The following is a 26,681-nucleotide window of genomic DNA, read 5'->3' as shown; positions in this document are numbered from 1 at the left end:
GAACTCCTGGCGCCTGCTCTCGTCAAGGGTCTAAACCAATCGGTCCAGACCACTTCGGTGTGGATCAGCAGGACCCGACCCCGCGGACCGAGGGCATGGCAGAATCCGTCCCGTGACCTCCCGCGCCCAGAAAACGACTCGTGACCTGCGGTGGCACAACCGCGCCGATCTGCTGACACGGCTGTACCTGGGCGAGGCAACAAATCGCAACGATCTGGCCCGGGCGTCCGGACTCAGCGCGGCGACGATCAGCAACGTCGTCTCGGATCTGATCGGCGACGGACTCGTCGGCGAGAACGGCTCGCAGAGCTCGGCCGGCGGCCGTCCGCGCTCGCTGCTGCGCGTCCTGCCAGCGTTCGGTCACGTCGTCGGCATCGACATCGGCGAGACCGAGATCCGGGTCGGGCTCTTCGACTGGACCCTGCATCCGGTCGCCGAAGAGGCGCGGCCCGTGGACATCCCGCGCGTCCCGCCGCAGCAGGTCGCCGACCAGGTTCTGTCCGAGATAGCAGCGGTCACCGCACGCGCCGGGATCGCTGTGGACGACCTGCTCGGCGTCGGCATCGGCGTGCCCGGCGCCGGCGGATCGGTGATCCACGCGCCCACGCTCGGTTGGTCCGCGGTCCCGCTCGCCGGTCTGCTCCGCGACCGCCTCGGCTTCACCCCCGACATCGACAACGGCGCCATGGCGCTCGGTCAAGCCGAAGCCTGGCGCGGAGCCGCACGAGGCGCCGAACGTGCGGTGGCCCTCCTGCTCGGTACCGGCGCCGGCGGAGCGCTCTCGCTCGCCGCCGGTCCCGGCGGCCGAGCGCGCAGCTTCACCATGGAGTGGGGACACACGGTCGTCGACCTCGAAGGTCCCCACTGCCGCTGCGGAGCACGCGGCTGCCTGGAGACCTACATCGGCGCCGAGGCGATCCTCGCGCGCTACGCCGCGACGCCGGGCAGCACTCCGCTGGCCGAAGACGGCGTCGAAGCCCAGCTGTCCGAACTCGTCGCCCGCGCCTCCCAGCACCACGAATCCGCGGCGCTCGAGGTTCTGGACGCCACGGCGACCTACCTCGGCGTGGGAATCAGCAACCTGATTAACCTCGTCGCCCCGGACCGGGTGATCATCTCCGGCTGGGCCGGCGCGTTGCTCTGCGACGCGGCCCTGCTTCCCGCCGTCCGGCGCGTCGTGCGCCGGCACGCCCTGCCCTACCTGCAGGAATTCACGCGCATCGAGCCGGGCGAACTCGGTCCCTCGGCGACGGCACTCGGAGCGGCGACGCTTCCGGTCGCGCGGCTGCTGGCCGACGGCGGCCGACGCGAGGAGCGCTGAGCGAGGGCCACTCCACAAGGACATCCGCACAGCAAAGCCCGGCGCGAGCGACGACTCATCGCTCGGGCCGGGCCGATTCCCGCACCAGTCAGCTCCCGCAAGCTCACTGGACGTACGGTGCCGGCTGCGCCGCCGGGTCGAACGCGGTGTTCTGCCACTTCCACTGCGTCAGCCGCGGAATCACCCAGAACCCGTAGATCCCCAGCGTGATGAGGCAGAAGAACCACCACTTGATCCAGTTGCCGAACAACCCCCAGGCCGAGCCGGTGAACACCAGCCGCCGGCCGTCGATGAAGGAGTGCTTGGCCTGCCAGCGCTGCATCAGCACCACCCCGAACGGGTAGCAGACGCCGAGCGTGAACACCGTGATGAACCCCGCCAGCAGCGCGGTGCCCCAGAACGTCGCCGCGCCTCCGTCGAACCGGAAGCTTTCGCCTTCGCGTGCCATGGTGCTTACTCCTTTCCAGAGCGGATGGAGAGCCGGGCCTCAGGACGAGCTCGGCGCCGGCGGGTGGTAGCCGGGGACCGTCGTCAGCTGGCCGTTGCCGAGGACGAGCGAGCCCGCGACGCTGTCGTTGCCGTCGCTGTCGAGGCTGGTGTACTTGACGTCCAGCCGCAGCACCCCGGTCACGTCGAGGCTGATCTGCGCCGGATGGCCCAGCGTCGGCGTGAACGTGGCGATCTTCAGCCCGTCGCCGTCGATCTCGATCGTGGGGTGCAGCGTGGACTTCGGCGAGTTGTCGTCCAGCCCGATGACCCCGGTGAACTTCGTGTAGTAGCGACCGAGGTTGTATCCCACGTCGCCGTTGGTGTTGGCGTCCTCCAGGTCCTGGATGATCGCGAACTGCTGGAGCGCGCCGTTGAGCATGGGGCTCGCGTTGCGGGACCGCCACGGCCCGCTGGCCGGCGTCAGGTCCGCCAGCGGCACGACGCCGATCTGCGTGGGATTCGTGCTCGGCAGACTGGCCGCCGATCCCGTCGGGGTCCCGGTCGGCGTGCCGGTGCCGCTGGCCGTGGTCGAGCCGGAGGATCCCGCGCCCGATCCGTCCGAGCCGGCGGACGATGTCCCCGTCGCGGTGACGGTGACGAAATCCGTCGGACCGGGCGCGGAGACGATCTCCGGCTTCTTCGACCCGCCACCGCCGCCCAGCGCGGCGCCGGCCGCGCCGCCGAGGATCAGCGCGACCACCGCCGGGATCACCGCGAGCATCTTGCCGCCCGGCGTCTGCCACGCCGCGCGCACGTGGTCCATGGCTCCGACGCCGCCGCCGGAGCCCTCCTGGTCCGGTCCGCCGGGGCTGCCCCCGCCGGGACCGGAGCTGTCGTACGGGTCGGTCATGGTCGTCCTCCGCAGGTTTCTCAGGGCCCGATGTCGCGTGGCACCACCGTGGACCTGTTCTGAGGCGGACAATCGGTCTTAGTACGGGATTCTCGATATTTCCCATGTGGGGGTTCACCCGGTGTACCAGCAGATCTTCCGCATCGAGAACGGCATCGGCATCGCGGTCATGGGCGCCGATCTCCACGTCTACGGCGACGGCGTGCCGCTGTTCCTGCTGTCCGAATGGCGCGGCGCGCCCGAGACGGACCCCGGCTTCCTCGCCGAACCGCCGAGCCGGATGCTGAACGCCCGGTTCGAGGTCGTCGGCTTCACCGGACGGGAATCAGAGCTCGGAGAACTGCGGGACTGGCGCATGAGCCGGCCGCGCCTGGACGTGCGCTGGCTGCGCGGACCGGGCGGCGCGGGCAAAAGCCGCCTGGCGGCCCAGATCTCAGCCGCCGCTGTGGCCGACGGCTGGAAGGTGGTGACCGCCGTCCACGGACCCGGCGCGTTCATCTCCAGCGCCGCCAGCCAGGATCTGCGCGCCGAGAGCGCGAACGGTTTGCTCCTGGTCGTCGACTACGCGGAGCAGTGGCCCTACACGCATCTGATGACGCTGCTGTCCAACCGGCTGCTCTTCCACTCCCAAGTCCGCACCAGAGTCCTGTTGATCGCGCGGACCGCCGAGATGTGGCCGGCGGTCGCCGCCACGCTGACCGACCAGCAGATCTCGACGTCGGCGCAGGTGATCGAGCCGCTCCCGGAGGACGGCGAGGACCGGTCGCAGATGTTCACCGCGGCGCGCGACGCCTTCGCCGACGTCTACCGGCGCGGGGCGGTGACCGGGCCCTCCGGTCGCGAGATCCCCGCAGACCTGGAGGACCTTCCCCCGCCGGTCTCGCTGACGGACCCCGCCTTCGGACTGACGCTGGCCGTGCACATGGCGGCGCTGGTCGCCGTCGACGCGCGGATCAACGGCGACCGGACGCCGCGCGACATGGCCGGGCTGACCATCTACCTCCTGAACCGCGAGCACCGTCACTGGCGCCTGCTCCACGGCGACCCCGATTACGAACTCAATCCCGGCGAGCGCACCTACCGGACACCGCCGTCCGTCATGAACCACGCCGTGTTCGCGGCGGCGCTGACCGGCGCGACGGATCGCACGGCGGCGATGGCCGCGCTGTCCCGGCTCGGCCTGGATCAGAACCCTGAGCAGATCGTCGGCGACCATGCCGTCTGCTATCCGCCGCCCGAAGCCGAGCTGGCGCTCGAACCGCTCTACCCGGACCGCCTGGCGGAAGACTTCCTCGCGCTGACCATTCCCGGGCATCAGTACCACGCGGAGTACCCCGACCAGACGTGGGCGCCTTCAACCACCGCCGGCTTGTTGGCGCGCGGATCTCAGGCGAGGGCGGCCTCGTGGACGCCTCGCGCCGTCATCTTCCTCGCAGCCGCCGCAGAGCGCTGGCCGCATGTGGGGGAGCAGTGCCTGTATCCGGTGCTGCTGGCTGATCCGGCGCTCGCGCCCGATGCGGGGGCGGCTGCGCTCAGTGCCCTGTCAGGGCTCGACGATGCACCGATCGCCTTGTTCGAGGCCGTCGAGCCGCTTCTGCCTCGCCGCAGCGTCGAACTCGACACCGGCATCGCCGCGGTGGCACGACGCCTCGCGCGCAAACGGCTCGCCGAGACGGACGATCTCCAGGCGCAGGCGTGGATCCACTCGGACCTCGCCTACCGGCTGGCGAACGCAGGACTCTGGGATGAGGCGAAGAACGAGGGACTGCGCGCCGTCCGGCTCACCGTCGACCTCGCCAAGCAGGATCCCGCCGCACACACCGGTCTGATGGCCACGACGATGGCCGACTACGCCGCGCATCTGCTGGCGGCGGGTCAAACCGCTGAGGCGCTGAACGCCTCGCGCCTCGCGGTGTCCGCGTTGAAGCGTCTCGCCGCGAAGAGACCCGGTGAGTTCGACGCCGTCCTCGCCTCGTCGTTGCAGAACCTCACCAGCGTCGAGGGCCGGCAGGGACGGCCCGATCCCGATACGGCGGCAGAGACCGTGGACCTCTACCGCCGCCTCGCTTACGACGATCCGGCGACGTTCGACCGCTTCCTCGCCGACGCTCTGAGCAACCTCGCCTCCACCCTCGGCGGCAATCACCGCGCGGCTCAGGCGTTGGCGGTCGCGCGCGAAGGGCTCGAGGTCATCCGTCGTCTGGCGGCACAGGAACCAGCGCGATACGAGCCGGACCTCGCGCAAGCCCTGATAGGCATCAGCTTCCGCGCCGCCGACATGGGCCACGACGAGGAAGCCGAGCGTGCTGCTGCCGAGGCGGTGCGGTTGCTCCGCGTCCACGCGGCCGCGAACCGCGACGTTTACCAGCCCGAACTCGCCCGCGCGCTCGGCCGCCTGGCCGGTGCGCTCGGGGCGCGGGGACGGTACCAAGACGCGTTGGTTCAGCATCGCGAGGCCACGGCCGTCTGCCGCGAGTTGGCCGACCGGCTTCCGGCAGTGCACGAACCGCAGCTCGCGCTGTCTCTGCACAACGAGGGCGTCGCCCTTTCCCGGACCGGTCGTCACGCCGAAGCGCTGGAGCGGACCCGCGAGTCCGCCGCAGTGTGGAGGCGGCTCGCCGCAGGAGATGCGGACGCCTACTCCTATCGGCTGGCGCACGCGCTCACCACGTTGGCCGTCCACCTCAGCGAGCACGATCAAGCCGCCGAAGCCCTGTCGGTCGCGGAAGAAGCGGTCGCGATCCACGAGCGGTTGACGGCGTCGGATCCCGAGCCGCATCGCGTGCTACTCGCCGAAGCGCTGGCGAACCTGTCCGGGTATCTGAGCGCCGTCGGACGCAGGGAAGCGGCGCTCGACGCGGCCGAGCGGGCTGTCGAAGGGCTGCGGCAGGCGGCTGAGGACGTTCCGGCGGTCCGTCCCGCGTTGGCGATCGCGCTCAACAAGCTGGGGCTGCGCCGTGAGGACGTAGGACGTCAGGGTGCTGCCATCGAAGCGCTCTCGGAGGCCGTGGCGCTGTACCGCGGTCTCGTCGCGGCTCATCCGGGACTCTACGAGGACGACCTGGCTGGCGTATCGGAGAATCTGGCGTGGCTGCTGCGCACCTAAAGGAATACCGGGAATAGTCGAGTCGGGCTTTTACGGAAACGCCACAGCGCGCAGCTTGTCGATATCGCGTACTGCGATGCGGCGATAACCGTTGTTGACAATGCCAGCTTCCCGCAACTGTTTGAGCGCCTTGAAAACCGTGGGTTCGGCCGCGCCGACGAGGGAGGCGATCTCTGGTTGGGTGAGCGGCCAGCGGATGACGAGGGTCGTGCCCTCGCGCTCGCCGTAGGTCATCGCCAAGTCGTAGATGACGCGGGCCAGCCGGGTCGGCGCGTTGCTGCCGGCGAAGTCGATGCGGCGGCTGTTGGCGACGCGCAGCTTGTCCACGACGGAGCGGCTGACCGCTTGGGACAGCACGGCATCGGCGTTGAGCGCGGCGAGGAAGTCCGTGCGGGTGACCAGGCGGAGCACCAGCGTGCCGCAGGTGGTGACGGTCGCCGAGCGCGGTTTGCCGTCCAGGGCGCCGAACTCGCCGACGAGGTCGCCGCCGACGCGCACCGCCAGCAGCGCCTCGCGCTGGTCCTGCGTGCGGCCGGTGACCTTCACGACGCCGTCGAGCAGGATCAGCACGGAGGTCGACTGGTCCTCCTCGCGGATCAGGACGGTCCCCGGCTGCCGCTGCACCATCTTGCCCAGCTTCAGGAATCGCTCGCGCGTGGCTTCCGGCAGACTTCCCAAAAGGCTGTTCTCCGGCCAGCGCCAAGTACCGCGCGCGGCAGAGCGCTGTGCTCTTCGCAGGGGATCCGGGCCCGAGCGGTCCAGATGGTCCATGCGGTTCTCCTCCGCCATCGCCCGAGAAGTGGGATTACCGAGAACATTGTGCGCCACGTACTTCAGAACCGGCTCGGTTACCGGCAAGGGCGGGGGATTCCACGGAATCCGTATTGGTACGGGGTTCGATCGCTCGAAGTGGTGAACAGTGGAGCGCGGAGGGGAGGAGCCGGCTCCGATGCTCCGCTACTGAGGGGGTTCTGCATGACCGACGAGGGGAACGAATCGCAGGGCCCGGATACCGGGTCCCGGCGGCTGTGCGCGGCGCTGGCCTCGGACCGGCCGGGACTGCTGGCCGAGGCCTGCGCGGGGGGAGGGTTCGCGCGCTTGTTCCTGGCGGTCCTGGACGACGGGACCCAGGCCGCCATCGCGCCGGCGGGCGTCGACGAGGTGCGCCTGGTCCGCGACCTCGTCGAGGCGGTGACGGCGCGGTTGCCGGAGTCCGACGGGCCGGACTCCGGCAGCCCGCCGACACTGCTGGCGCTGAACGTCGGGATCATGCGGGTGCTCGACGACGGGTTCGCCGGCGCCGGGCTGGACCGGGCCCGCGCGCTGGCGAACGACGCCGCCGTCACCGCGGCCGTCAGTGCTGCCGTCACCTCCGCGGTCGCCGACCACGACGGAGCCGACGGCCGCAAACGCCACGGCTTCGCGGTGGTGCTGTCCGAGGGTCTGTACACCGATCTGCGCGACGAGGGATACGCGATCGAGGACTGGCATCCGGTGCGTCCCCCGGGGGCGCGGTTCCGATGTTTCGGCGCGGGCACGGACCATGAGGACCGTTGATGGGAACGCTGACATGGGGGGAATCGTGAACGACCTGCCCGAATACCGCTCCGTCCTGGCCGTCGACATCGAGAAATCCTCGGGGCGCGGCAACCAGGCTCTGCTGGCGATCCGCGCGGCGCTCACGCGCTGCCTGTCGGAGGCGGTCGAGCGCAGCGGCATCGCCTGGGACGCCTGTCTGGTCGAGGATCTGGGCGACGGACTCCGGGTGACGACGCCGTCCGGCACGGCGCGGACCAGCCTTGTCCATCCCCTGATTCCCGAGCTGGCGGCACGTCTTCGCGAGCACAACCGGCTGCACGCCGCGATCGGGCAGATCCGCGTCCGGATGGCGGTCCACTCCGGCGATGTCTTCGTCGGGCCGCAGGGCGTCCCGGCGGGCAGTTCGCTGATCGTCCTGGCGCGGATGCTCGATGCGCGGGCCTGCCGTGACGCGCTGGCGAAGGCGCCGGAATCCGTGCCGTTGGTGCTGCTGGTCTCGCAGCACTTCTACGACGAGACGATCGTTCACGGCTACGTGGGCATCGAGGCGGCGGAGTTCCGGCGGGTCCAGGTGGAGGAGAAGGAATACGCCGCCGGGGCGTGGCTGTATGTGCCGCAGGGGGTATCGGTGCAGGAGGACGAGGCGGCGGCGCGCGCCGCGCCGGCAAGCAGCCCTGGATCGGACGACCGCTCGTCCATGACCGTCATCGCCACCGACTCCGCCAAGGCGCTCGGCGTGCAGCACGGCGACGTGCACATCCACCACCTCTGAACGGATCCCATGGACGAGATGGCAACCCTCGCGGCCGCTGCCGCCGCGACTCTGGTGACGGCCATGGCCACCGACACCTGGAGCGGTGTCCGTACCACCGTCGCGAAACTCTTCCGCCGCCGGCGGCGCGGCAAAGCCGCCCAGCGGATCGAGACCGAACTCGACGCCGACTCCGCCGCCGTGGAGCGCGCCGCCGAGCCCGACGCCGCGCGCCGCGCCCTGGTCGGCCGCTGGACGCTGGAGTTCTCCGCGCTGCTCGACGAAGATCCCGAGTGCGTGGTCCCGCTCGCCGAGCTGGTCCAGGCCTACGCCTCGGACCTCGCCGAGAACCGGCGGATCTTCATCACCCGCCAGACCGCCGTCGCCCACGACTACGGCTCGGTGTTCGCCGTGCAGAACGGCGACATGCACCTGCACACCCACTCGCGCAGCACGACAGACAGGACAGGACCCTGATGCCGCCCGAACAGCCGTCCCGCCTGGCCGCCGAGTGCGGTCAGGCTTTGGTCGCCGCGATGCCGACGCCGGACTGGCCCGCCCTGCGCGAGGAGGCGGTCGGGATGCTCCACGACGCGGGCCCGGCGCTGGAAGGCGTCCTGGTCCCCGAACTCGACGTGAACGCGCGCATGCTCCTCGGCGCCGCGCCCGAGCACGTCGCGGTCCTGACCGACATGCTCGCAGCGCGCTGGCGCGAGAACCTGGTCCGCGTCCTCGCCGTGAACCCCGCCGCGGACGAGGCACTCCGGCGGCTGGTCGACCGGATCGGCGGGACGGCTCCGGCCGCCAGGCCCGCGGAGAAGACGATGACGAACATCGCCAAGGACAATTCGACGCTGTTCGCGGTGATGGACGGCAACATCATCCAGCACCACCACGCCAAGCCCGGTCGCGGCGATCAGGCGAGCCCGAACCAGACCGCGGCCGACGAGAGCGCGTGACAATACCCTGCTGAGCGCACCGGATGGTCATATCCGGGTACTTCGCGGACGCCATCGACGGGGCGGTCCTGAGCTCCGGTCCGGGCTGCCCGCCGGCGGCTGTTTCTCAGCTCCCGCCGTCAACTCCGGTTGACAGCGCCTCGGTCGTCAACCTACATTGACACCATGACCGAAGCAACAGATCTCGCTGCCGCAGCCGGCAGCACCGACCCGCGCGAAGGACTCCGCGCGGTGGCGGCGTTGGGCCGGTTGCTCGATTCCCTGGAGACCCTCCAGGTGCACCACGCCCGCGCGAAGGGCTGGTCGTGGCAGGAGATCGCCGACGAACTCGGCGTGAGCAAACAGGCTGTCCACAAGAAGCACGCCGGGCGGACGCGGGCAGCGTCCGTGCCGGCGTCCGGACGGGAGATGTGATGTTCGAACGGTTCACGGGCGAGGCGCGGGCAACGGTGGTGGTCGCCCAGGACTCGGCAAGGTTCCTGGGGCACCGGCACATCGGGACCGAACACGTCCTGCTCGGACTGCTCCGCGGGACCGACAGCGTCGCGGGCAGCGTGCTCGCCGCGTCGGGCATCACCCGCGAGCGGGTCGTCGCCGACATCGAGCGCATCGAGCAGGCCGGCCAGGAATCCGACCGCGAACGCGCCGAGAAGGACGCCGCCGCCCTGCGCACCATCGGCATCGACCTCGACGCGGTACGCGCCGCCGTCGAGGACTCCTTCGGTCCCGGCGCCCTGGACGGCGGCACCCCCCACAGCGAGGCGATCCAGGGTCCGTGGTGGCGCCGCCGCCACGCCCAGGAGCAGGCACGCCCCTGCCCGCCGCGCGGTCACATCCCCTTCACACCGCGCGCGAAGAAGGTCCTGGAGCTGTCACTGCGCGAAGCACTCGCGCTGAAGCACGGCTACATCGGAACCGAACACATCCTGCTCGGACTGGTCCGCGAGAACCAAGGACTCGGCGCCCGAATCCTGCGGGACGAAGGAGTCCAGCTGGAGCAGCTGCGCGAACGCGTGCTCGCCGAACTCCAGCGCGCGGGCTGAGCGGGGAGCCGGTCCGACCGGGAGCGACTTTCGCGCCGAAAGTCATGCGGCCGACTTCCGACCGCCTGACTCAGGCCGAGACCGACCGCGGCCACTTTTCGACCCGCCTGCCTCATCCGACCGCCTGACTCACCCGAGCGCCTGCCTCATCCGACCGCCTAACTCAGGCCAAGCCCGACCGCGGGCCACCTTTCGACCCGCCCGCCTCACCCGACCGCCCGCATCAAGCCGACCGAGCCTGCTTCATCAGCGTCTTCCCGAAGTCCCACATCATCCCGGTGCCCTTGTGCGCGTCGCGCATGACGTCCTCGAAGGCCGCCAGGAACTGCTCGACCTCGCGCTCGCCGATGGTCAGCGGCGGCAGCAGCTTCACCACCTCCAGGAAGTCGCCTGACACCTGGGTCAGAATCCGGTGCCGCCGATAGAGCGACATCACGATCATCTGTGAGAACAATCCCTTGCGCGCGGCCTGGAGCATCGACCATCCCGCCTTCAGGCGCAGCGAGGACGCCTTCCCGAACTCGATGCCGATCATCAGTCCGCGCCCGCGCACGTCCGCGAGCATTTCATACCGTCCGACCATGTCCTGGAGCCCGGCGGTCAGCTGGCCGCCGGCCCGGGCGGCGTTCGCCGTCAGCTCCTCGTCCTCCAGCACCGACAGCGTGGCCAGTGCGGCGGTCATGGCCATCGCCGTCGACCCGAACGTCGAGTCGTGCACCAGCACCCGGTCCATCGAGGAGTAGACCTTCTGGAAGATCCAGTCTTTGCCGAGCGTCGCCCCCACCGGCACGAATCCGCCCGACAGCGTCTTGGCGACCGTGACCAGGTCCGGCTCCAGCCCTTCACTCTCATAGGCGAAGAAGGTGCCGGTCCGCCCTAGGCCGGTCTGCACCTCGTCGCAGATCAGCAGTGCCTTGTGTTTCCGCACCAGTGCCTGCGCCTGCGCCAGGTATCCAGGGGGCGGCAGGAACACTCCCTTGCCCTGGATCGGCTCGACGATGAAGGCCGCGACGTCACCCTTGCGAAGCTCCGCCTCCAACGCCGCCAGATCCCCGAACTCGACAGCGCCGCCGGGCAGCAACGGCCCGAACCCGTCCCGGAACTCCTTGGCTCCGTTGGCCGACAACGACCCGGCGGTCAGTCCATGGAATGCGTGGTCGGCGTAGAGCACCCGCGGCTTTCCCGTCGCACACCGCGCGAACTTCAACGCCGTCTCGACCGCCTCGGTCCCGCTGTTGCCGAAGTATGCCCGTTCCATCCCCGGTGCCTTGCTCACCAGCTGCTCGGCGAGCACGCCGGCCAGCAGCGCGCAGTCGAACTGCACGAGGTCCGCGTACTGCGCGTCAAGGTACTGGTGCAGCGCCTGCCGGATCACCGGATGGTTGCGACCGAGCCCGAATACCCCGAACCCGCTGAGGAAGTCCAGGTACCGCTGCCCGTCGGCGCCGATCAGGAAGGCGCCCTCAGCCTGCTCATACACGGTGTCGAACCCGATGGTCCGCAGCATCCGGGCCAGCTGGGGGTTGCCGTACTCGGCGTGCAGTCCGTACCCCTCGCCCCGGCGCGCGGCGAGGAGGTCGGCGAGGTCGAATCCCATGCAACGAGTTTCGCCTACAGAAGTCCGCTAGAGGATGTTCGACACGATTTGCTACAGATGCCAAAAACGGGCGGCGGATCGGAAACCCGATCCGCCGCCCGCGGTTTCAGAACCTACGGTGCAGTCATCAGTTCACGTTCAGACCGTTGTCGTCCACGACGAACGAGGTCTGCAGCGAGGAGTCCTCGGCGCCGGTGAACTTCAGGGTGATGGTCTGGCCGATGTAGCTGGCCAGGCTGAAGGAGTGCTGGGTGTAGCCGGTGTTGTGGTTGAGGTTGGAGTAGGTGGCCAGGGTGCTGACCACGGTGCCGGCGGAGTTCAGGACCTGCACCGACAGCTTGTCGAAGGCAGTGCTGGTGGTGGTCTCCGAGGTGTCGATGTGCAGCCAGAAGGCGAAGGTCGCCGTCTTGCAGCCGGCCGGGATGGTCACCTTCTGCGACACGGTGTCGGTGTGGGTGGTGCCGTAGCCGTCCATCCACGCCTTCCACGAACCGGTGTGGGCCGGCTCGGAGGTGCTGCTGTCGATGACGCCCGCCGAGGCGGTCCACGGCGAGGCGCTACCGGTTTCGAAGCCGGGGTTGCCGAGCAGCTGGGCCGCGGTGCATCCGCCGCCACCGGTGCCGTTGACCGTCCAGGTGAACGACGTCGAGCCCGACGCGGTGCCCGAGGACGCGGTAACGGTGACCGACGAGGTGCCGGCGGCACTCGGCGTGCCGGTGATGGCGCCGCTGGAGTTGATCGACAGGCCGGCCGGGAGACCGGTCGCCGAGTAGGTCAGTGCCTTGCTCGCGGAGTCAGTGGCCGAGATCTGCAGGGTGCTGATCGCGGTGCCCTGCGTCGAGGTCTGGTTGCCGGGGTTGCTCACCGAGACGGTCTCGGAGCTGGTGCCGCCGGTCTGCAGACCCGCGATGCCGTTGGGGGTGCCGATGCCGGTAGGCCCGTCGTAGCCGGTTTCGGCGGTGCACAGGTAGGCGGGGCTGCAGGAGGAGGCGTCTTTGCCGGTGGTGACGTCGTAGAAGTTGCTGGTGTGCTGGTAGATGTCTTGGGCGGGGTTGGCGCCGGCGTTGCCTGCGAGGGCGTACATGGCGGCGACCATGGGGGAGGAGGCTGAGGTTCCGCCGACTTCGTTCCAGCCGCCGTCGCCGTTATAGGTGTCGTAGACGGCGACGCCGGTGGCGGGGTCGGCGTCTGCGGCGACGTCGTTGTCGATGCGCTTGGAGCAGCCGGCCGGCATGTTCAGTGCGGTCTGCCAGGAGGGCTGGGTCTCATAGGCCGAGCAGCCCGAGCCGGTGCCTTCTGAGCCGGTGGAGGTGTTCCAGACCGATTCGGTCCAGCCGCGGGTGTTGGAGGCGGTGGATAGTGCGGTGCCGCCGACGGCGACGACGTTGGGGGAGGTCGCCGGGTAGGAAACGCCGTAGTCGGAGTCGCCGGCGGAGACGGTGGTGACGGTGCCGGTGGCGTGCTTGAAGTAGGTGTTGTCGCTGGAGGGGTCGGTGGAGGATTCCGAGCCGCCCCAGGAGTTGGATATGTAGGTGGCGCGGGCTGCGGCGGCTGCTTGTGCGATGTACAGGCCGTCGCTGGAGTCGTCTTGGGCTTCGACCAGGACGATGTTGCACAGCGGGCAGATGGCTGAGGCCATGTCCATGTCCAGGGCGGCCTCAACGGTCCAGTCGTCGCCTGAGGGCGGCGCTGAGGGCAGCGGGGAGGTCTGTCCGTTCTGGTTGACCTTGGTGAAGTTGCCGGCGGGCAGTCCGGCGGCGGAGCGGTAGGCGGCCAGGTCGGCTGCGGCGGTGGGGTAGTCGTAGGCGTCGACCAGGGCGATGGTGCGCCCGGCGCCGTTGGAGGCCGCGGCCGAGGTCAGGTTGTAGGCCGACTGCAACTGCGAGGGCCCATAGCCGACACCGGACGGAATGGAGTTCGGCGACACCGAGGCGGCGTCGGCGTGCACGCCGTTCCGCTTCAGGGCGAAGCAGGACTGGTGGCCGACCACGATCACGGCCGAACAAGCGTGGCTGGCGCCCTGGTTCGCGGCCGTGGAAGCGGGCTGCGAAGCGTGGGCGGAACCGGCGGCCTCAGCGGCGATGAGGTTCGCGGACGCCGAAGTGGTCGCGGCCGGTGCCGGAGAGGCGGTGGCCCCCGAAGCGACGGCCACTGTCAGCGCGCTGCCCAACGCAACGGCTGTTGCCAGGCGCGCGGTCGCGCGCAGGCGAGAACTGATTCTCACGGGGATGGTTTCCCTCTCGGTGTGGGGAGACGGCATGGCCTTTGGGACAGCCGCCTTTCGGCAGGGTGTTGACGCGGTCGATCGAGAGGAGACCTGGTTCGTGGGGGCGCGCGCAGGCCGCATACGGAGGTGGGGTGCCTGTGGGCTCCGCCGCAGCTGCTTTTGCGCGTCTCGATCCGGCCGTGCCGTTGGTGTACGCCTTGCTCTTCTGCTGGGCGAGAACGACCGTGCGTCGTACCGACCGAACGGACGGTTCCCTCCAGGCCTCGAGTAGGGAAAGTAGCGCTCCGGAGTTGGTCGGTCAACGGTCTCTCACGTACTGCCGTGCATAGTTGCCCACTGGCTACCCGAGTAAAGGTACGCACCGGTAACAGCTTTTGGCCTTGCGTTTTTTAGTCTTGTGACGAAGTAAGCACGGATAGTTGGCGGGTCTTCGTCATCCTCCGGATACTCTCCGCAGCAGCGCCGGGCACGTGTCAACAGACACGTGCCCGGCGCTTGAGCGGACTTGGAAACGCGCTGTCGGCGTCCCGGCGAATATCAGTCCTCGACGAACACCAACTCGGCGTCGAGCCCGTCGGCGAGCAAGAAATAACCGAGGAAGGTCACGCCGTCCTGCTGCGCGTCGAACCGCGCGATCCGCACTCCCTCCGGCTCGTGGAAGACGTCGCCGGGGCGGAGCACAACGGCTGATTCCCCCTCGATCTGGTACACGGCCGAGCCGGTCTCGATGCTGCCGAACACCGGTCCGTTGTGGACGTGCAGCCCGGCGGCGTACCCGGGGGCGATGGTGATGCGCCGAATCTCAACGCGCTGAGTCGCGAGGGCCTCGGGCAGCTTCTGATCCATCACGACGACTCGGCTCAGGGGCGGCGCCGGCTCGCTCTGGGCTCCGGATTCCGCCTGGGCTTCGGATTCCGCTTCGCGCCCCGCGCCGTACTCGGCGTTGGTGACGGTGTCGCCGAACTCTGCGATCCTGCCGTCCTCCGGCAGTTCCTCGACGGCCAGATGGGTCATCGCGGCATCGGGCGTCGCACCGTGCCAATGCCATTCGCCGGCCTCGATCCGCACGCTGTCGCCGGTCTGGACGGCTTCGACGCCGCCGCCGCGCCGCTGGACGAGCGCGGTCCCGTCCGTGACGACGAGCACCTGCCCGAGCGGATGGCGATGCCAGTGCGTGCGGGCACCCGGCGCGAAGCGGACGCTGTCCACCTGCGTCCGCGACGGCCCTGCGGGAGTGGCGAGTTCTTCGATGTCCGCACCGCCGGTGATCCACTCCGACGAAGCGGGCACACCGGTGCGGGGAGCACGGGAAATCTGCATGATCACTCTTCCTTGAACCTGGAGACGTTCGGTGGTCAGCGGACGGAGAGAGCGCCGAGCAGCGCGAGGATCCCCTCGATCGCCTGCTGGAAGGCGGCCGGGTCGTCGTCGGCGCGGGCCAGCACGTACCCGCCCTGCAACGTGGCGACGATCGCGGCCGAGGTGATCACCGGATCGATGGCCGCGCTCAGCTCGCCCGCGACGACGCCCTCGGCGACAATCGCGGCCAGCCGCGAGCGCAGCCACGTGAACGTCTCCTCGACCGGCGCCACCAACATCGGCGTGGCCATGACATCAGGGTCCTGCGTCAGCCGCCCGATCGGACAGCCCTTCAGAACCTCGCGCTCACGCCGCAGGTACGCCGAAATCCGCTCCAGCGCGCTGCCCGGGCCCGAAAGCACGGCGTCCACACTCGCGCGCATCTCCTCGGCGGTGCGGTCGATGGCGACGCGCGCCAACTCCTCCTTGCCGGAGAAGTGGTGGTACATGCTGCCCTGACCCGCCTCGGCCAGGTGCTGGATGTTCTTCGGGCTGGTCGCGACGTAGCCGCGTTCCCACAACAGTGTCCGGGTGCTCTCGATGAGCCGCTCTCTCGTACTCACGAGAACTACTGTACATACTAGTAGGTACAGAAATCTACTCGGTGCTGCCGATGAGTTCGACCGTGATGACGTCAACCGGAAGCGACGGGTCGTCGAGCGGCTCCTTACTCAGAGCTCTGATATGCGTGTCCTTGCATGTCTCGGGATGCGAGACAAAGCTCAGGGATCAGTGGCCTGTCCTCGGGTACCCTGGGCGGCATGACGAGCGATTTGTCCACATTGCAAGACGATGAGGCGGCGCAGGGCGCCCGCAGCCGTTTGTTGGAGCTCCGGGCGAGCATCGACAACCTCGACTCGGCGGTCGTGCACCTGCTCGCCGAGCGCTTCAAGTGCACCCAGCAGGTGGGGAGGCTCAAGGCCAAGCACGGGATGCCGGCGGTCGACGCCGACCGGGAGGCTGTGCAGATCCGGCGGCTGCGTTCGCTGGCCGAGGAGGCGCGGCTGGACCCGGAGTTCGCGGAGAAGTTCTTGAACTTCATCATCGACGAAGTGGTCCGCAACCACCGCTCGCTGTAATCCCGGCGATGTCTGGCACACCTCGGCCGTCCACCACCGGTGGGCGGCCTTCTGGTGTTCCCGGACGGACCGCCGCGAACGCCGCGACCGCCGCGAACGACACGACCGCGGCGGATCCATGCGCGAAACCTCAGCCAGAGGTCGCGTCCAGATGCAGCCGTGTCGTGATCCGGTAGCGGTCCCCGCGATACACCGAGTGCGCGAACTCCACCACGCGTCCGGTCGTGTCCTTGGTGGTGCGCTCGACTTGCAGCAGCGGCGCGTAGACCTCGATGTCGAGCAGTTCGGCCTGTTCCGGGTTGGCGACCGTCGGCTCCATGGTCTGCACGGCGTCGGAGACCACGATGCCGTGCCGGTCGCGCAGCAGGTGGTAGAAGTTGCCGGACTCCACGTCGTCCGGCTTCAGATTCGGGACCAATGCCGCCGGGACGTCCAGGCGCTCGATCGCGATCGGCTCGCCCTCGACCAGCCGCACTCGCACGATGCGCAGGATCGGCGCGTCGACGGCGATGTCGAACCGGGTCGCGCGCGACGGTCCGGCCGCGGAGGTGCGGAAGGTCACGACGTGGCTGGTCCACGTGCCCTCGGCGGACGGGGCGGCCAGGGCCGCGGCACCGTCGGCGCTGTCGCCGGTCAGCGCCTGGTCGATCTTGCGCGGGCTGGTGAACGTGCCGCGACCCTGGTGCCGGACCAGGTAGCCCGAGCGCGCCAGATCCTGCAGCGCGGCGCGGACCGTGGGGCGCGAGACGCCGAGGGTCTCGGCGAGGTCGCGTTCGGAGTCCAGGCTCGTGCCGGGGGCGGCGGTGTCGATCAGCTGCAGGAGGTGGTCGCGCACACGGTCGCGTTTGGCGGTGGCCACTTTGCGGGCCGGGCGGGTCTCGCTGCCAGTCACATCGGATGATTCTGCCAGGTCTGGCCGGTCGGGCGCCCCGGTCGGCCGGGGCGGCGGGCTTCGGTGGACGGATACATCGGGGCGGTGGGCCTCGACGGACCGCGGTGGATCGCGATGGATAGCTATAAATCCCTATGGATCGTGAGGATCTCGGTAGGCCTCTCGGCGCGCAGGTGCCGCCGGGCCAGGCATCGCCGCGCGGAGGCGGCGCGGCCCGTTCTCAGGTCGGGCCGCGCCGCCGGTCGCGGGCGATCCGGGGAGGATCAGCTGCTCGGCACGGTGTCCTTGAAGTGCGTGCCGCCCTGGTAGAACCCGTTGACCGCGTTCTGCACATCGGTCGGCGACTGGGCCACGCCCTTGGCGTAGTAGACCCAGTTGACCTTCTCGTTCCAGGTGCGCGCACCGGTGAACGGCAGGTCGATGAACCACTCGTTGAAGTCGATGGTCATCGCCTCACGCGGGTAGTACTTGCCGGTGCTGGAGAACACCTGCTTGCCGTCGATGTAGTACGTGACGGTGCCGCCGTAGACCGTCGCCACCAGCGTGTGCCAGCCCTGCAGGCTGCCCATGGTGTCGGTGGTGACCCGGTCCATCGCGTCGGCGCTGTACCAGCTGGTCGTGTACATCGAGTCCGCCGGGCCGCCCCAGCCGCCGTTGGGCAGGTACTCGAAGTCGTCCTCGCTGTAGAGCGAGTTGTCCGGGGTGATCGTGTAGAAGGTCTCGTTCACGTGGTCGCCGTTGGTGCCGGTGGTCGGGGCGTCGTTGAAGTAGACGCGCGCGGCGTAGGTGCCCTCGAAGAACTTCTCCTGCGTGGTGTCGATCTCGGCCTGCTTGGTCCCGGAGGTGGTGCCGTCGGTCGAGGCCGCCAGGTTCATGACGTGCCCGCCCTGCGCGCTGGAGTCGCTGGGGAAGCTGAAGGTGTCCGCCGCCCAGGAGTTCTGCACGCCCGGACCGCCGGCGCCGGTGCGGATCGCCCAGCCGTGGGCGGCCAGGTTCGGGTCGGACGGACCGGAGTAGGAGAAGTCGTCGAACAGCGTCCCGGACGCCGACCCGCCGCCGCCGGAGCTCGGCGAGGTCGACGGGCTGGTGCTCGGTGAGCTGGACGGGCTGGTGGGGGGCGGGTTGCCGCCGGGCGCCGTGCCGGAGACGATCGCGCCGTTGACGGCGAGCGTGATGGTGCCCGTCGAGCCGTACGAGGTCTGCGAGGCGTTGAACGAGTAGTCGTTGCTCTGCTTGACCGGTGCCCAGCCGGCGGCGTTCATCCGCAGCTGCAGGTCGCCGGTCGAGGCGCCGGGCGCCAGGCTGCCGCCGGTGAACCCGACCTCCAGATAGTGGTCCGCGGTCGCGCTCGGGGAGGGCAGGGTGCCGATGGTGCCGGTGACGTTCCCGCAGCCGATCTGCGCCCATTCGCAGGTGAACTGGTAGGACGGCGCCGAGTCGATCGTGAAGTAGTAGCGGATCTTCACCGTCGCCAGGCTCAGCGCCGAGCCGCCGGTGTTGGTGACCTTGAACCAGGGCTCGACCATGTCCGAGCCGGACGAGCCGACGTGGTAGGCCAGCGCCGCCGGCGCGCCGGCGGCGTGCGCCGAGGTGGACAGGACGGCCGCGGTCAGGCCGAAGGCGCCGGCGACGCCGGTGGCCGTGAGGGCCGCGAGCGAGCGGCGGGGGCGGGGGGTGTGGCGCATGTCAGGGAACTCCTCGTGGGGTGGGTGGCTGCCGTGACGGTGCGGTGAGGTGGCCGCCGAGAGGACCATAGGTAACTTCTTGGCGGCGCTGGCGTTCAGAATGCGACCGGGCCACTGGTCTGTCAAGACCTCGCTCCAGGACGCCCGATATGGCCATTTCTGGAGGTCACAGCGGACCTTCGGTCCACTTGTCCCGAGGTCGCGAGGCCGTGCGAGGTGACCATTGACATTACCACTGGGAAAGTGCAAGCATCCGTCGCACCTCGCTCATCTCTTCATCCGACAGAGCTCGAAGGTAAGGATCACCATGCGCATACGCACTTCGGCCGCGCTGGCCGTGGGAAGTGTCCTCGTCCTCGGCGCCACGGCCTGCTCCAGCGCGGCGTCCAAGTCGTCCGGGCCCGCCGGCTCCGGCTCCGGCACGCAGCCGGCCGCCGTGGCCGGGGCGGGCTCCGGCGCCGGCAAGACACTGACCGTCTGGTACATGGACGGCGACCTGTCCGACGCCGCCACCAAGGCCATCAACGACAAGTTCACCGCCGCCACCGGCGCCCAGGTGAAGGTCGCGATCCAGCAGTGGGACGGGATCAACACCAAGATCGCCACCGCGCTGGCGCAGGACAACCCGCCGGACGTCATCGAGATCGGCAACACCGACGTCCCGCTGTTCGCCGCCAGCTCCGGCCTGACCGACATCACCTCGGCACTCCCGCAGCTGCAAGCCGACCAGCACTGGCTCCCCGGCCTCGCGGGCCCTGCCACCGTCGACGGCCACAACTACGGCGCGCCCCTGTTCGCCGGCAACCGCGCGGTCATCTACAACAAGAAGATCTGGGCCGCCGCCGGCATCACCGCCGCGCCGACCACCTTCGCGCAGCTGACCGCGGACCTGGACGCCATCAAGGCGAAGAACACCGCGCCGGACTTCTCAGCCTTCTACTTCCCCGGCCGCTACTGGTACGGCGCGATGCAGTTCGTGTGGGACGCCGGAGGCCAGCTCGCCAGCCAGGCCGGCGGCAAGTGGACCGGCCAGCTGGAGTCGCCGCAGGCCCAGCAGGGACTCCAGGCCTGGAAGACCTTCATCGGCAAGTACTCCGCCGGCGCCTCCCAGGACGTCGACACCACCGCGCCGGACTTCAACACCCTGTTCGCGCAGGGCAAGACCGCGACCATCCTGAACTCGAACGTCAACAAGATCCTGAAGGTCGACCCTTCCCTGACCGACCAGATCGGCACCTTCCCCTTCCCCAGCGCCACCGACGGCAAGACCCAGCCGGTCTTCCTCGGCGGCTCCGACCTCGCGGTCGCGGCCAAGAGCAAGAACCAGGCGCTGGCCCTGGCCTACCTGAAGGCCGCCACGGACCCCGCGGTCCAGGCCTCCGCGATCGTCGGCATCGACCACTGGATCCCCGCCTCCACCGAGGTGATCGACCAGACCATCAGCAGCCTGCCGGACGTCTCGAAGGCGTTCTTCACAGCGGCGAAGACCTCCGTCGCGACCCCAGCCGTCGCCGGCTGGGCGACCATCGAGTCGGACAAGTCCATCAACGACTTCTTCGCCGACATCGCCACCGGCCGCAAATCCCCGGCCGACGCCGCCAAAACCCTGGACGCACACCTGAACCAGGCACTCAACGCCCCGGCGCAATGACCGCGACGAACGTGGAGGCGGTGGTGGCCGCCCAGCGCGCCACCACCGACCAGGCTGCGCGCGACCAGGTCAGGGCAGATCAGCCGCTCGTTGCCCGGGCTGCCTCTGAGCACACGGCCGCGGCCAGAATCGCCGCCCCGCGTGAGCAGGTCTGGGCAGACCGGCCGCTCGCTGCCCGGGCTGCCTCTGAGCACTTGACTCCTGCCCGAGCCTCCGCCGCATCCGGCGAACCAGGAGGGAACCATCTGTGAACGCGCTGCCCACTCACGCGCCCCGGCGCGAGGGCACGCCGCCGACCAGGCCCGCGGCCTCCGCCGCCCCCGATGATCCGGGGGCGGCGGGGTCCCGCCCGCGCCGGCGTCGGCAGCCCCAGCCCTATGTCCTGCTGCTGCCCGCGGTCGTGCTGTTGGCCGCTGTCGTCGGCTATCCGCTCGTGCGGCTCGGCGTCATCTCCACCCAGGGGTTCGGTCTTCGTACCCTGATCACCGGCCGTGCCACCTCCGTCGGCGGCGCCAACTACACCGCGATCCTGCATGACACGCAGCTCACTCAAGTCCTCATACGGACCGTGGTCTTCGCCGCGACGCTCGTCGCCGGCACCGTGGTGATCGGCTTCGGCGCGGCGCTGATGATGGTCGCCGCCGGGCGCCGGCTGCGCGTGGCGATGATGCTCGCGCTGCTCGGTGCGTGGGCCATGCCGACGGTCGCCTCCACGCTGGTCTGGCAGTGGCTGTTCCAGCCCACCTACGGTGTCGTCAACTGGCTGCTGACCCAGCTGCGCGTCTTCGGCGACGTCCGGCAGCACGACTTCCTCGCCGGGACGACCTCCGGGTTCGTCGTGGTCTGGCTGCTCGTGGTGTGGATATCAGTGCCCTTTGTCGCGTTGACCCTTTACGCCGGGCTCAGCCAGATCCCCGGCGACTACTACGAAGCCGCCGCCATCGACGGCGCCGGCTATGTGCGCCGGCTGCGCACCGTCACGCTCCCGTTCCTGCGTCCGGTGCTCATGTTGGTCACCGTCCTGTCGGTGATCTGGGACTTCAACGTCTTCAACCAGATCTGGATCCTCACCAAGGGCGGGCCCGACGGCGCGACCACCACGATCGCGATCTGGTCGTTCACCAAGGCCTTCGCCTCCCAGTCCTACGGACAGGGCGCGGCGATCGCGGTGTTCTCGGTGGTGCTGCTCGCTGTGCTCGTCGGCTGGTGGGTCCGGCGTCTGGTCGTGTCCGGGGAGGAAGCATGAAAGCCAAGGGCCGTAACCGGGTCCTGCTGAACATCGGCGGATCGGTGTTCGTCCTGGTGTGGGCGTTCCCGCTCTACTGGATGGTCAACACCGCCTTCAAACCGCAGCACGACATCCTCACCTCCACCCCGAAGTTCCTGCCGTTCCCGTTGACGCTGGCCAACTTCGCCGACGCCATCGGCAAGCCGCACTTCAGCTCCTATCTCGTCAACAGCCTCGTGGTGACGCTGTCCGTCGTGGTCGTCGCGACCGTCGTCGGGTTCCTGGCGGCGCTGGCGCTGGCCCGCTTCAAATTCGTGGGCCGGCGCGCGCTGCTCGTCACCATCTTCGGCATCCAGATGATCCCGGCGCCGGCGCTGGTGATCCCGATGTTCCTCACCATGAAGAACCTGCACCTGCTCAACAACCTGCTGTCCCTCGGGCTCACCTACACCGGGTTTGTCGTGCCGCTCACCATCTGGATCCTGCGCGGCTTCGCCCAGGGGATCCCGGTCGAGTTGGAGGAGGCCGCCCGCCTCGACGGCGCGAGCCCCGGCCAGGTCATCCGGCACGTCATGCTCCCGCTGCTGGCGCCCGGCATCATCGCCACCTCGATCTTCGCCTTCATCACAGCCTGGAACGACTACATCTACGCCTACGTGATGATGAAGGACGACGCCCACTACACGCTGCCGGTCTGGCTGGCGACCTTCTCCACCAACACCGGCACCGACTACGCGGGCCTCATCGCGGGCTCGACGCTGTTCGCCCTCCCCGCCGTCGTGTTCTTCCTCATCGCGCAGACCAGGCTCACCGCCGGCATGACCGCCGGCGCCGTCAAGGGCTGACCCGAAAGGCCTTCCGTGATAATCCCCCGCCCCGCCGAGTACACCGCGCGCTCCGGCGAGTTCGTCCTGGGACCGGCGTTGAACCTGGCCGCCGGTCCCGGAGCCGAACGCCCCGCCGACCTGCTCGCGGCCTACCTCGGCGCCGGCCGCCCGCGCACCGGCGCCGGCCCGGCCGTCGCCCTCCGCCTCGACGACGGCGCCCACGACCATCCCCACGGCTACGACCTGCTGGTCACCCCGGAACAGGTGACGCTCACGGCGCCGAGCGAAGCAGGGCTCTTCAACGGGGTGCAGACGCTGCGGCAACTGCTGCCCGCGCAGACGCTGTCAGCCGATCCCGCCGTCCCCGCCGACGCCTGGCGCTGGCCCGCCTGCCACGTCCGCGACGCACCCCGCCTGGCCTGGCGCGGCGTGATGCTCGACGTGGCACGGCACTTCATGCCGATCGAGTTTCTCTACCGGCTCGCCGACGAGATCGCGCTGCACAAAATCAACATCCTGCATCTGCACCTCACCGACGACCAGGGCTGGCGCGTCGAGATCGACGGCCTGCCCCGGCTCACCGAAATCGGTTCCACCCGCACCGCATCGATGGTCGGCCGCGCCGGATCCACGGTGTTCGACGGCGTCCCGCACTCCGGCTACTACACCCGCCGGGAGCTCGCCGACCTCGTCGAGTACGCGGCGGCGCGCGGCGTCACGATCGTCCCCGAGATCGGCATGCCCAGCCACACCCGCGCGGCGCTCGCGGCCTACCCGGAACTCGGCAACCACCCCGAGACCGCGCTGCCGGTGTGGACGTCCTGGGGCATCAGCGAGGACATCCTCGCAGTGCACGACGAAGCGCTCGACTTCTGCCAGCACGTGCTGTCGGACGTGATGACGCTCTTCCCGTCCCGGAACATCCACATCGGCGGCGACGAATGCCGGACCGTCCAGTGGGAGGACAACGCCGACGCCCGCCGCCGGATCGAGCAGGAGGGTTTGCCGAACGTCTCCGAACTGCTGGGCTGGTTCCTGAGCCAGATGCACGGATACCTTGCCGAACACAGACGCCGCGCCGTCTGCTGGAACGACGCGGTCGGCGTCGGCAACCTCGACCCGGGGGTGGTCGCGACGGCCTGGCTGAAGCCGGAACACGCCGCGGAGGCGATAGCGCGCGGCCACCAAGTGATCGTCGCCCCGCACGAACACACCTACCTGGACTACCGCCAGACCAGCCACCCCGCCGAGCCGCCCTCGGCGGACGACCGCGTCCTGACCCTCGCCGAGGCCTACTCCTTCGACCCGCTGCCGACCGATCTGTCCGCCCTCGGCGTCGCCGCCTTGACCGACGCCTCCGGCGGACCCGGCGTCCTGGGAACCCAGGCGCAGCTGTGGACCGAGTCCGCACCCACGACCGAGGTTGTCAGGCATCTGCTGTACCCGCGCCTGTGCGCCCTGGCCGAGGGCGCGTGGAGCGACGAGCGCCGCGATCCCGCCGACTTCGCCCGCCGCCTCCAGCACCACCTGCTCCGGCTGGACGCGCTCGGCGCGCTGCCCGCCGCCCGGCCGGACGGCTGGGACCCGGGCGCCGGGCTGTCAATGCCCTGATCGCCGAGCCGAGCCGAACCAAGCTGGCCCGAACCAAGCCGAGCCGAATCGAGCCGTCCCGTCCCGAGCCGAACCGAGCCGTCCCGTCCCGTCCCGAGCCGAACCAAGCCGTCCCGTCCCGACCCGAACCAAACCGCCCCGTCCCGCCCCGAGCGGCGGCCGCGACGACCCGCGCAGCTGGACCCTCAGCTGCGCGCGAACGCCTCGGCGTTGTCCGCAGCCCAGGCGGCGAACGTCCGGGGCGCGTTGCCGGTGACGTCGGCGACGGTGGAGCGCACCGGCGACTCGTCCAGACTCCCCTTGGCGTAGAAGTCGAGGAAGGCGTCGATGTACCGCTGCGGCGTGCCGTCGGCGGCCATGGACTCGCGCGCCTGCTCGTCGGTGAGCCCCACGAAGGTCAGCGGCCGGTCCAGGACGCCGGCCACGATCGCGACCTGGTCGCGGGGGAGCAGCGCCTCCGGACCGGTGGGCAGCAGCACCTCGCCGGCGTACCGGTCCGGGTCGGCGAACACCGCGGCGATGACGGCGCCCAGGTCCGCCGGGTGCAGACAGGCGGTGGCGACGGTCGGGAACGGCAGCGTCACCGTGTCGCCGGCGCGCACCTGGTCCGCCCACCGCAGCGCGTTGGTCATGAACGCCGAGGGCCGCACGACGGTGTGCGGCAGCTTCGACTCCGCCGCCGCCTGCTCGCTGAGCACCATGTACTCGGTGACGGCGTTGCTCATGTCGCCGCTCGCCGCCGACATCCCCGACAGCTGCACGACATGTCCGACCCCTGCTTCGCGCGCCGCCGCGTACACGCCGGGCATGTCCGCGTAGCCGGGCAGCAGGAACAGCGCCTGCGCACCATCTAACGCGGCCGCCAGGCTCGCGGGCTCGTTCAGGTCGCCGATCGCGGTCTGTACCGCGCCGCTGTCGAAGCGCGCCGCGTCCGCCTCAGAGCGCACCACCGCGCGCACCGGCATACCCGCCGCGACCAAAGCCGTCACCAACGAACCACCGACATTGCCGGTCGCTCCGGTGACCACGGTCAAACCACTCATCGATCTCGCCTCCCAGCCGATCTTCACTGACCCCCCGAGAATAGTCAGTGGGCTTACTTAACGAGTCGCTGACGCGTGACCACTTCGTAGTAGGAGAAGGAGCCGGCGCAGTCTGCGCCGGCTCCATCATTCGTCAGAACGTCAGGACGTCAGCAGGTGAGGTTCCCGCCCGGAGTCACGCCGAGCACCCCGGCGATGGATTCGTAGTCGTTGACGCGGTCTTGCATCTCGCCGGTGTTGCCGCCGTTGCATTCGATGTCGTTGATGGCGCGGATGGTGGCGCCGAAGCCGGCTCCGGTTGTCATGGCCTGATGGGAGGTCAGGGAGCCGTTGCCGGTGCCGGTGAACCAGTACCAGATGGCGGTTTTCCAGGAGGTGGCTGGGTCGGTGGCGACGAGGTTGGGGTTGTCGAGGAGGTCGATGCCGAGGGCGTTGCCGGCGGCGTAGTAGTTGAAGTTCCAGGACAGTTGCAGGGGTCCGCGGCCGTAGTAGGCGTAGGTTCCGGCGGGGCAGCCGTAGGATTCGCTGGCGCAGTAGTTGCCGGATTGGTCGATTTCGTTGATGTAGACGAGGCCGCCGGTTTCGTGGTCCACATTGGCCAGGAACGCTGCGGCTTCCTGCTTTTGCACGGTGGCGCTGCCGGTGGTGGCGAACGCGGGGTAGGCACTGAGCGCCGCGACCAGACCGGAGTAGGTGTAGAAGGAATTCCGGTTCGGGAAGATCTGGTTGAACTGCGCTTCACTGACGACGAAGCCGTTGGAGCCGCCTCCACCGCCACCGCCCCCACCACCGCCGCCGGTGCAGGTGTACGGCGACCAGTACCAGGTGCTGATGGTCGGGTCGTAGCCGGGATTGGCGTTGGTGGCTATGTAGAGCCCGCCGTTCGGCGTGTACGTGACGATGGCGCCGACGTTGTAGTACTGCCCGGCGACCCAAGCCGGGTAGCTGCAACTGCTGCCCCCGCCGCCTCCGCCCCCGCTCGAGGAGCACGCACCCTGATCGGCCCAGACGTTCTGGCCGTTGTTGCCGGGGATGTCGCCCTGGGTCCACCACTTCGCGGACCAGTTGTCCCCGTTGTACGACGCGGTCTGCCCGCCGGTGTACGCGACGCCGGAGTTCCACGGCGCGGCGCAGGCGGTCGCGGCGTGGGCCGGCGAGGCGGGCATGGCGATGAGGGTCAGCCCGAGCACGCTGGCCAGAGCAGCCAGCAAGGCTAGGAGCCGCGTGCGTTTCGGTGCGTGAGTAAGGGTCATGAGCCACTCCTCTGTGGGGAAAGGTGTGAGCGGGGTCACTTGGGAGTGAACTGAATTGGTCCAGACCAGTCAAGGGTTTTGCGCAAAATTGGTCCAGACCATACGGGGAATTGGCTGGTGCGAGACGTCTGAAAAACTTCCGCTCTCCGTGCGGAGTTCAAGGAGTACGTC

At 69.4% G+C, this 26,681-nt stretch carries 24 protein-coding genes; 13 read left to right on the top strand and 11 right to left on the bottom strand.

What is annotated here, in order from left to right:
* Positions 1-112 precede the first annotated feature (112 nt).
* Entirely contained in the window at positions 113-1,321 is a 1,209-nt protein-coding gene (locus CACI_RS35745; RefSeq protein ID WP_015795777.1) for an ROK family transcriptional regulator, read from the top strand.
* A 103-nt stretch (positions 1,322-1,424) separates the two neighbouring features.
* Here the strand turns inward: CACI_RS35745 and CACI_RS35740 are convergent, their stop codons facing one another.
* Positions 1,425-1,769 (bottom strand): DUF898 family protein, encoded by a 345-nt coding sequence (locus CACI_RS35740; RefSeq protein WP_015795776.1) that lies wholly within the window; start codon positions 1,767-1,769, stop codon positions 1,425-1,427.
* Between the two features lie 39 nt (positions 1,770-1,808).
* Positions 1,809-2,660: an NPCBM/NEW2 domain-containing protein gene (locus tag CACI_RS35735; RefSeq protein WP_015795775.1), complete on the bottom strand. Its 852-nt coding sequence runs from the start codon at positions 2,658-2,660 to the stop codon at positions 1,809-1,811.
* A 106-nt stretch (positions 2,661-2,766) separates the two neighbouring features.
* On the opposite strand from CACI_RS35735, the gene CACI_RS35730 reads away from it, so the two are divergent.
* Positions 2,767-5,766 carry a tetratricopeptide repeat protein gene (locus CACI_RS35730; RefSeq protein WP_143765517.1) on the top strand — a complete coding sequence of 1,000 codons (3,000 nt, stop codon included), beginning with the start codon at positions 2,767-2,769 and terminating at the stop codon, positions 5,764-5,766.
* 30 nt (positions 5,767-5,796) lie between these two features.
* Here CACI_RS35730 and CACI_RS35725 read toward each other — a convergent pair whose 3' ends face one another.
* The gene (locus tag CACI_RS35725) at positions 5,797-6,537 is read right to left on the bottom strand and encodes a Crp/Fnr family transcriptional regulator (protein WP_015795773.1); all 741 of its coding nucleotides are present in this window, start codon (positions 6,535-6,537) and stop codon (positions 5,797-5,799) included.
* A gap of 204 nt (positions 6,538-6,741) precedes the next feature.
* On the opposite strand from CACI_RS35725, the gene CACI_RS35720 reads away from it, so the two are divergent.
* The 6 genes from CACI_RS35720 (at position 6,742) to CACI_RS35695 (ending at position 10,058) form a co-directional block, all read left to right on the top strand.
* On the top strand, positions 6,742-7,323 hold the full coding sequence (locus CACI_RS35720) for a hypothetical protein (RefSeq protein WP_015795772.1): 582 nt from the start codon (positions 6,742-6,744) through the stop codon (positions 7,321-7,323).
* A 13-nt stretch (positions 7,324-7,336) separates the two neighbouring features.
* Complete coding sequence (locus CACI_RS35715; RefSeq protein ID WP_015795771.1) at positions 7,337-8,077, top strand: nucleotidyl cyclase domain-containing protein; 741 nt, start codon at positions 7,337-7,339, stop codon at positions 8,075-8,077.
* An 18-nt stretch (positions 8,078-8,095) separates the two neighbouring features.
* The gene (locus CACI_RS35710; RefSeq protein ID WP_015795770.1) at positions 8,096-8,533 is read left to right on the top strand and encodes a hypothetical protein; all 438 of its coding nucleotides are present in this window, start codon (positions 8,096-8,098) and stop codon (positions 8,531-8,533) included.
* Complete coding sequence (locus tag CACI_RS35705) at positions 8,533-9,015, top strand: hypothetical protein (RefSeq protein WP_015795769.1); 483 nt, start codon at positions 8,533-8,535, stop codon at positions 9,013-9,015. Before CACI_RS35710 ends, CACI_RS35705 begins: the two co-directional genes overlap by 1 nt.
* A gap of 165 nt (positions 9,016-9,180) precedes the next feature.
* A complete protein-coding gene (locus CACI_RS35700; protein ID WP_015795767.1) occupies positions 9,181-9,429 on the top strand; it encodes an RNA polymerase sigma factor sigma-70 region 4 domain-containing protein in 249 nt (82 codons plus the stop codon).
* Positions 9,429-10,058, top strand: a complete 630-nt coding sequence (locus tag CACI_RS35695) for a Clp protease N-terminal domain-containing protein (protein ID WP_015795766.1) — start codon at positions 9,429-9,431, stop codon at positions 10,056-10,058. Before CACI_RS35700 ends, CACI_RS35695 begins: the two co-directional genes overlap by 1 nt.
* Positions 10,059-10,281: 223 nt before the next feature.
* On the opposite strand, the gene CACI_RS35690 is transcribed toward CACI_RS35695, so the two are convergent.
* The 4 genes from CACI_RS35690 to CACI_RS35675 form a co-directional block, all read right to left on the bottom strand.
* Positions 10,282-11,655 (bottom strand): aspartate aminotransferase family protein, encoded by a 1,374-nt coding sequence (locus CACI_RS35690; protein WP_015795765.1) that lies wholly within the window; start codon positions 11,653-11,655, stop codon positions 10,282-10,284.
* A 127-nt stretch (positions 11,656-11,782) separates the two neighbouring features.
* Positions 11,783-13,915: a putative Ig domain-containing protein gene (locus tag CACI_RS35685; protein WP_015795764.1), complete on the bottom strand. Its 2,133-nt coding sequence runs from the start codon at positions 13,913-13,915 to the stop codon at positions 11,783-11,785.
* 504 nt (positions 13,916-14,419) lie between these two features.
* Complete coding sequence (locus CACI_RS35680) at positions 14,420-15,202, bottom strand: cupin domain-containing protein (protein WP_015795763.1); 783 nt, start codon at positions 15,200-15,202, stop codon at positions 14,420-14,422.
* Between the two features lie 35 nt (positions 15,203-15,237).
* The gene (locus tag CACI_RS35675; RefSeq protein ID WP_015795762.1) at positions 15,238-15,804 is read right to left on the bottom strand and encodes a TetR/AcrR family transcriptional regulator; all 567 of its coding nucleotides are present in this window, start codon (positions 15,802-15,804) and stop codon (positions 15,238-15,240) included.
* Between the two features lie 198 nt (positions 15,805-16,002).
* Between CACI_RS35675 and CACI_RS35670 the strand changes: the two genes are divergently transcribed.
* Positions 16,003-16,320 carry a chorismate mutase gene (locus CACI_RS35670; RefSeq protein WP_015795761.1) on the top strand — a complete coding sequence of 106 codons (318 nt, stop codon included), beginning with the start codon at positions 16,003-16,005 and terminating at the stop codon, positions 16,318-16,320.
* Between the two features lie 130 nt (positions 16,321-16,450).
* On the opposite strand, the gene CACI_RS35665 is transcribed toward CACI_RS35670, so the two are convergent.
* Together CACI_RS35665 and CACI_RS35660 are read right to left on the bottom strand one after the other, a co-directional pair.
* A complete protein-coding gene (locus CACI_RS35665) occupies positions 16,451-17,212 on the bottom strand; it encodes a GntR family transcriptional regulator (RefSeq protein ID WP_015795760.1) in 762 nt (253 codons plus the stop codon).
* 263 nt (positions 17,213-17,475) lie between these two features.
* Complete coding sequence (locus tag CACI_RS35660; protein ID WP_015795759.1) at positions 17,476-18,897, bottom strand: cellulose binding domain-containing protein; 1,422 nt, start codon at positions 18,895-18,897, stop codon at positions 17,476-17,478.
* A 307-nt stretch (positions 18,898-19,204) separates the two neighbouring features.
* Here CACI_RS35660 and CACI_RS35655 point away from each other — a divergent pair, with 307 nt between their 5' ends.
* The 4 genes from CACI_RS35655 to CACI_RS35640 all read left to right on the top strand — a co-directional run bounded on the left by CACI_RS35655 (position 19,205) and on the right by CACI_RS35640 (position 24,214).
* Positions 19,205-20,548 (top strand): extracellular solute-binding protein, encoded by a 1,344-nt coding sequence (locus CACI_RS35655; RefSeq protein WP_015795758.1) that lies wholly within the window; start codon positions 19,205-19,207, stop codon positions 20,546-20,548.
* A gap of 247 nt (positions 20,549-20,795) precedes the next feature.
* Positions 20,796-21,794: a carbohydrate ABC transporter permease gene (locus CACI_RS35650; RefSeq protein WP_015795757.1), complete on the top strand. Its 999-nt coding sequence runs from the start codon at positions 20,796-20,798 to the stop codon at positions 21,792-21,794.
* Positions 21,791-22,621 carry a carbohydrate ABC transporter permease gene (locus CACI_RS35645; protein ID WP_015795756.1) on the top strand — a complete coding sequence of 277 codons (831 nt, stop codon included), beginning with the start codon at positions 21,791-21,793 and terminating at the stop codon, positions 22,619-22,621. The genes CACI_RS35650 and CACI_RS35645 overlap by 4 nt, the downstream gene beginning before the upstream one ends.
* Before the next feature lie 15 nt (positions 22,622-22,636).
* Positions 22,637-24,214, top strand: a complete 1,578-nt coding sequence (locus CACI_RS35640; protein WP_015795755.1) for a beta-N-acetylhexosaminidase — start codon at positions 22,637-22,639, stop codon at positions 24,212-24,214.
* A gap of 185 nt (positions 24,215-24,399) precedes the next feature.
* On the opposite strand, the gene CACI_RS35635 is transcribed toward CACI_RS35640, so the two are convergent.
* Entirely contained in the window at positions 24,400-25,257 is an 858-nt protein-coding gene (locus CACI_RS35635) for an NmrA family NAD(P)-binding protein (protein WP_015795754.1), read from the bottom strand.
* A 149-nt stretch (positions 25,258-25,406) separates the two neighbouring features.
* Positions 25,407-26,510 (bottom strand): glycoside hydrolase family 19 protein, encoded by a 1,104-nt coding sequence (locus tag CACI_RS35630; RefSeq protein ID WP_015795753.1) that lies wholly within the window; start codon positions 26,508-26,510, stop codon positions 25,407-25,409.
* Positions 26,511-26,681 lie beyond the last annotated feature (171 nt).

It is taken from the genome of Catenulispora acidiphila DSM 44928 (assembly GCF_000024025.1).
Taxonomy (GTDB): Bacteria; Actinomycetota; Actinomycetes; order Streptomycetales; family Catenulisporaceae; genus Catenulispora; species Catenulispora acidiphila.
Note: the sequence above shows the minus strand (reverse complement) of the source record. Positions and strands in the feature narration are given on the sequence as shown.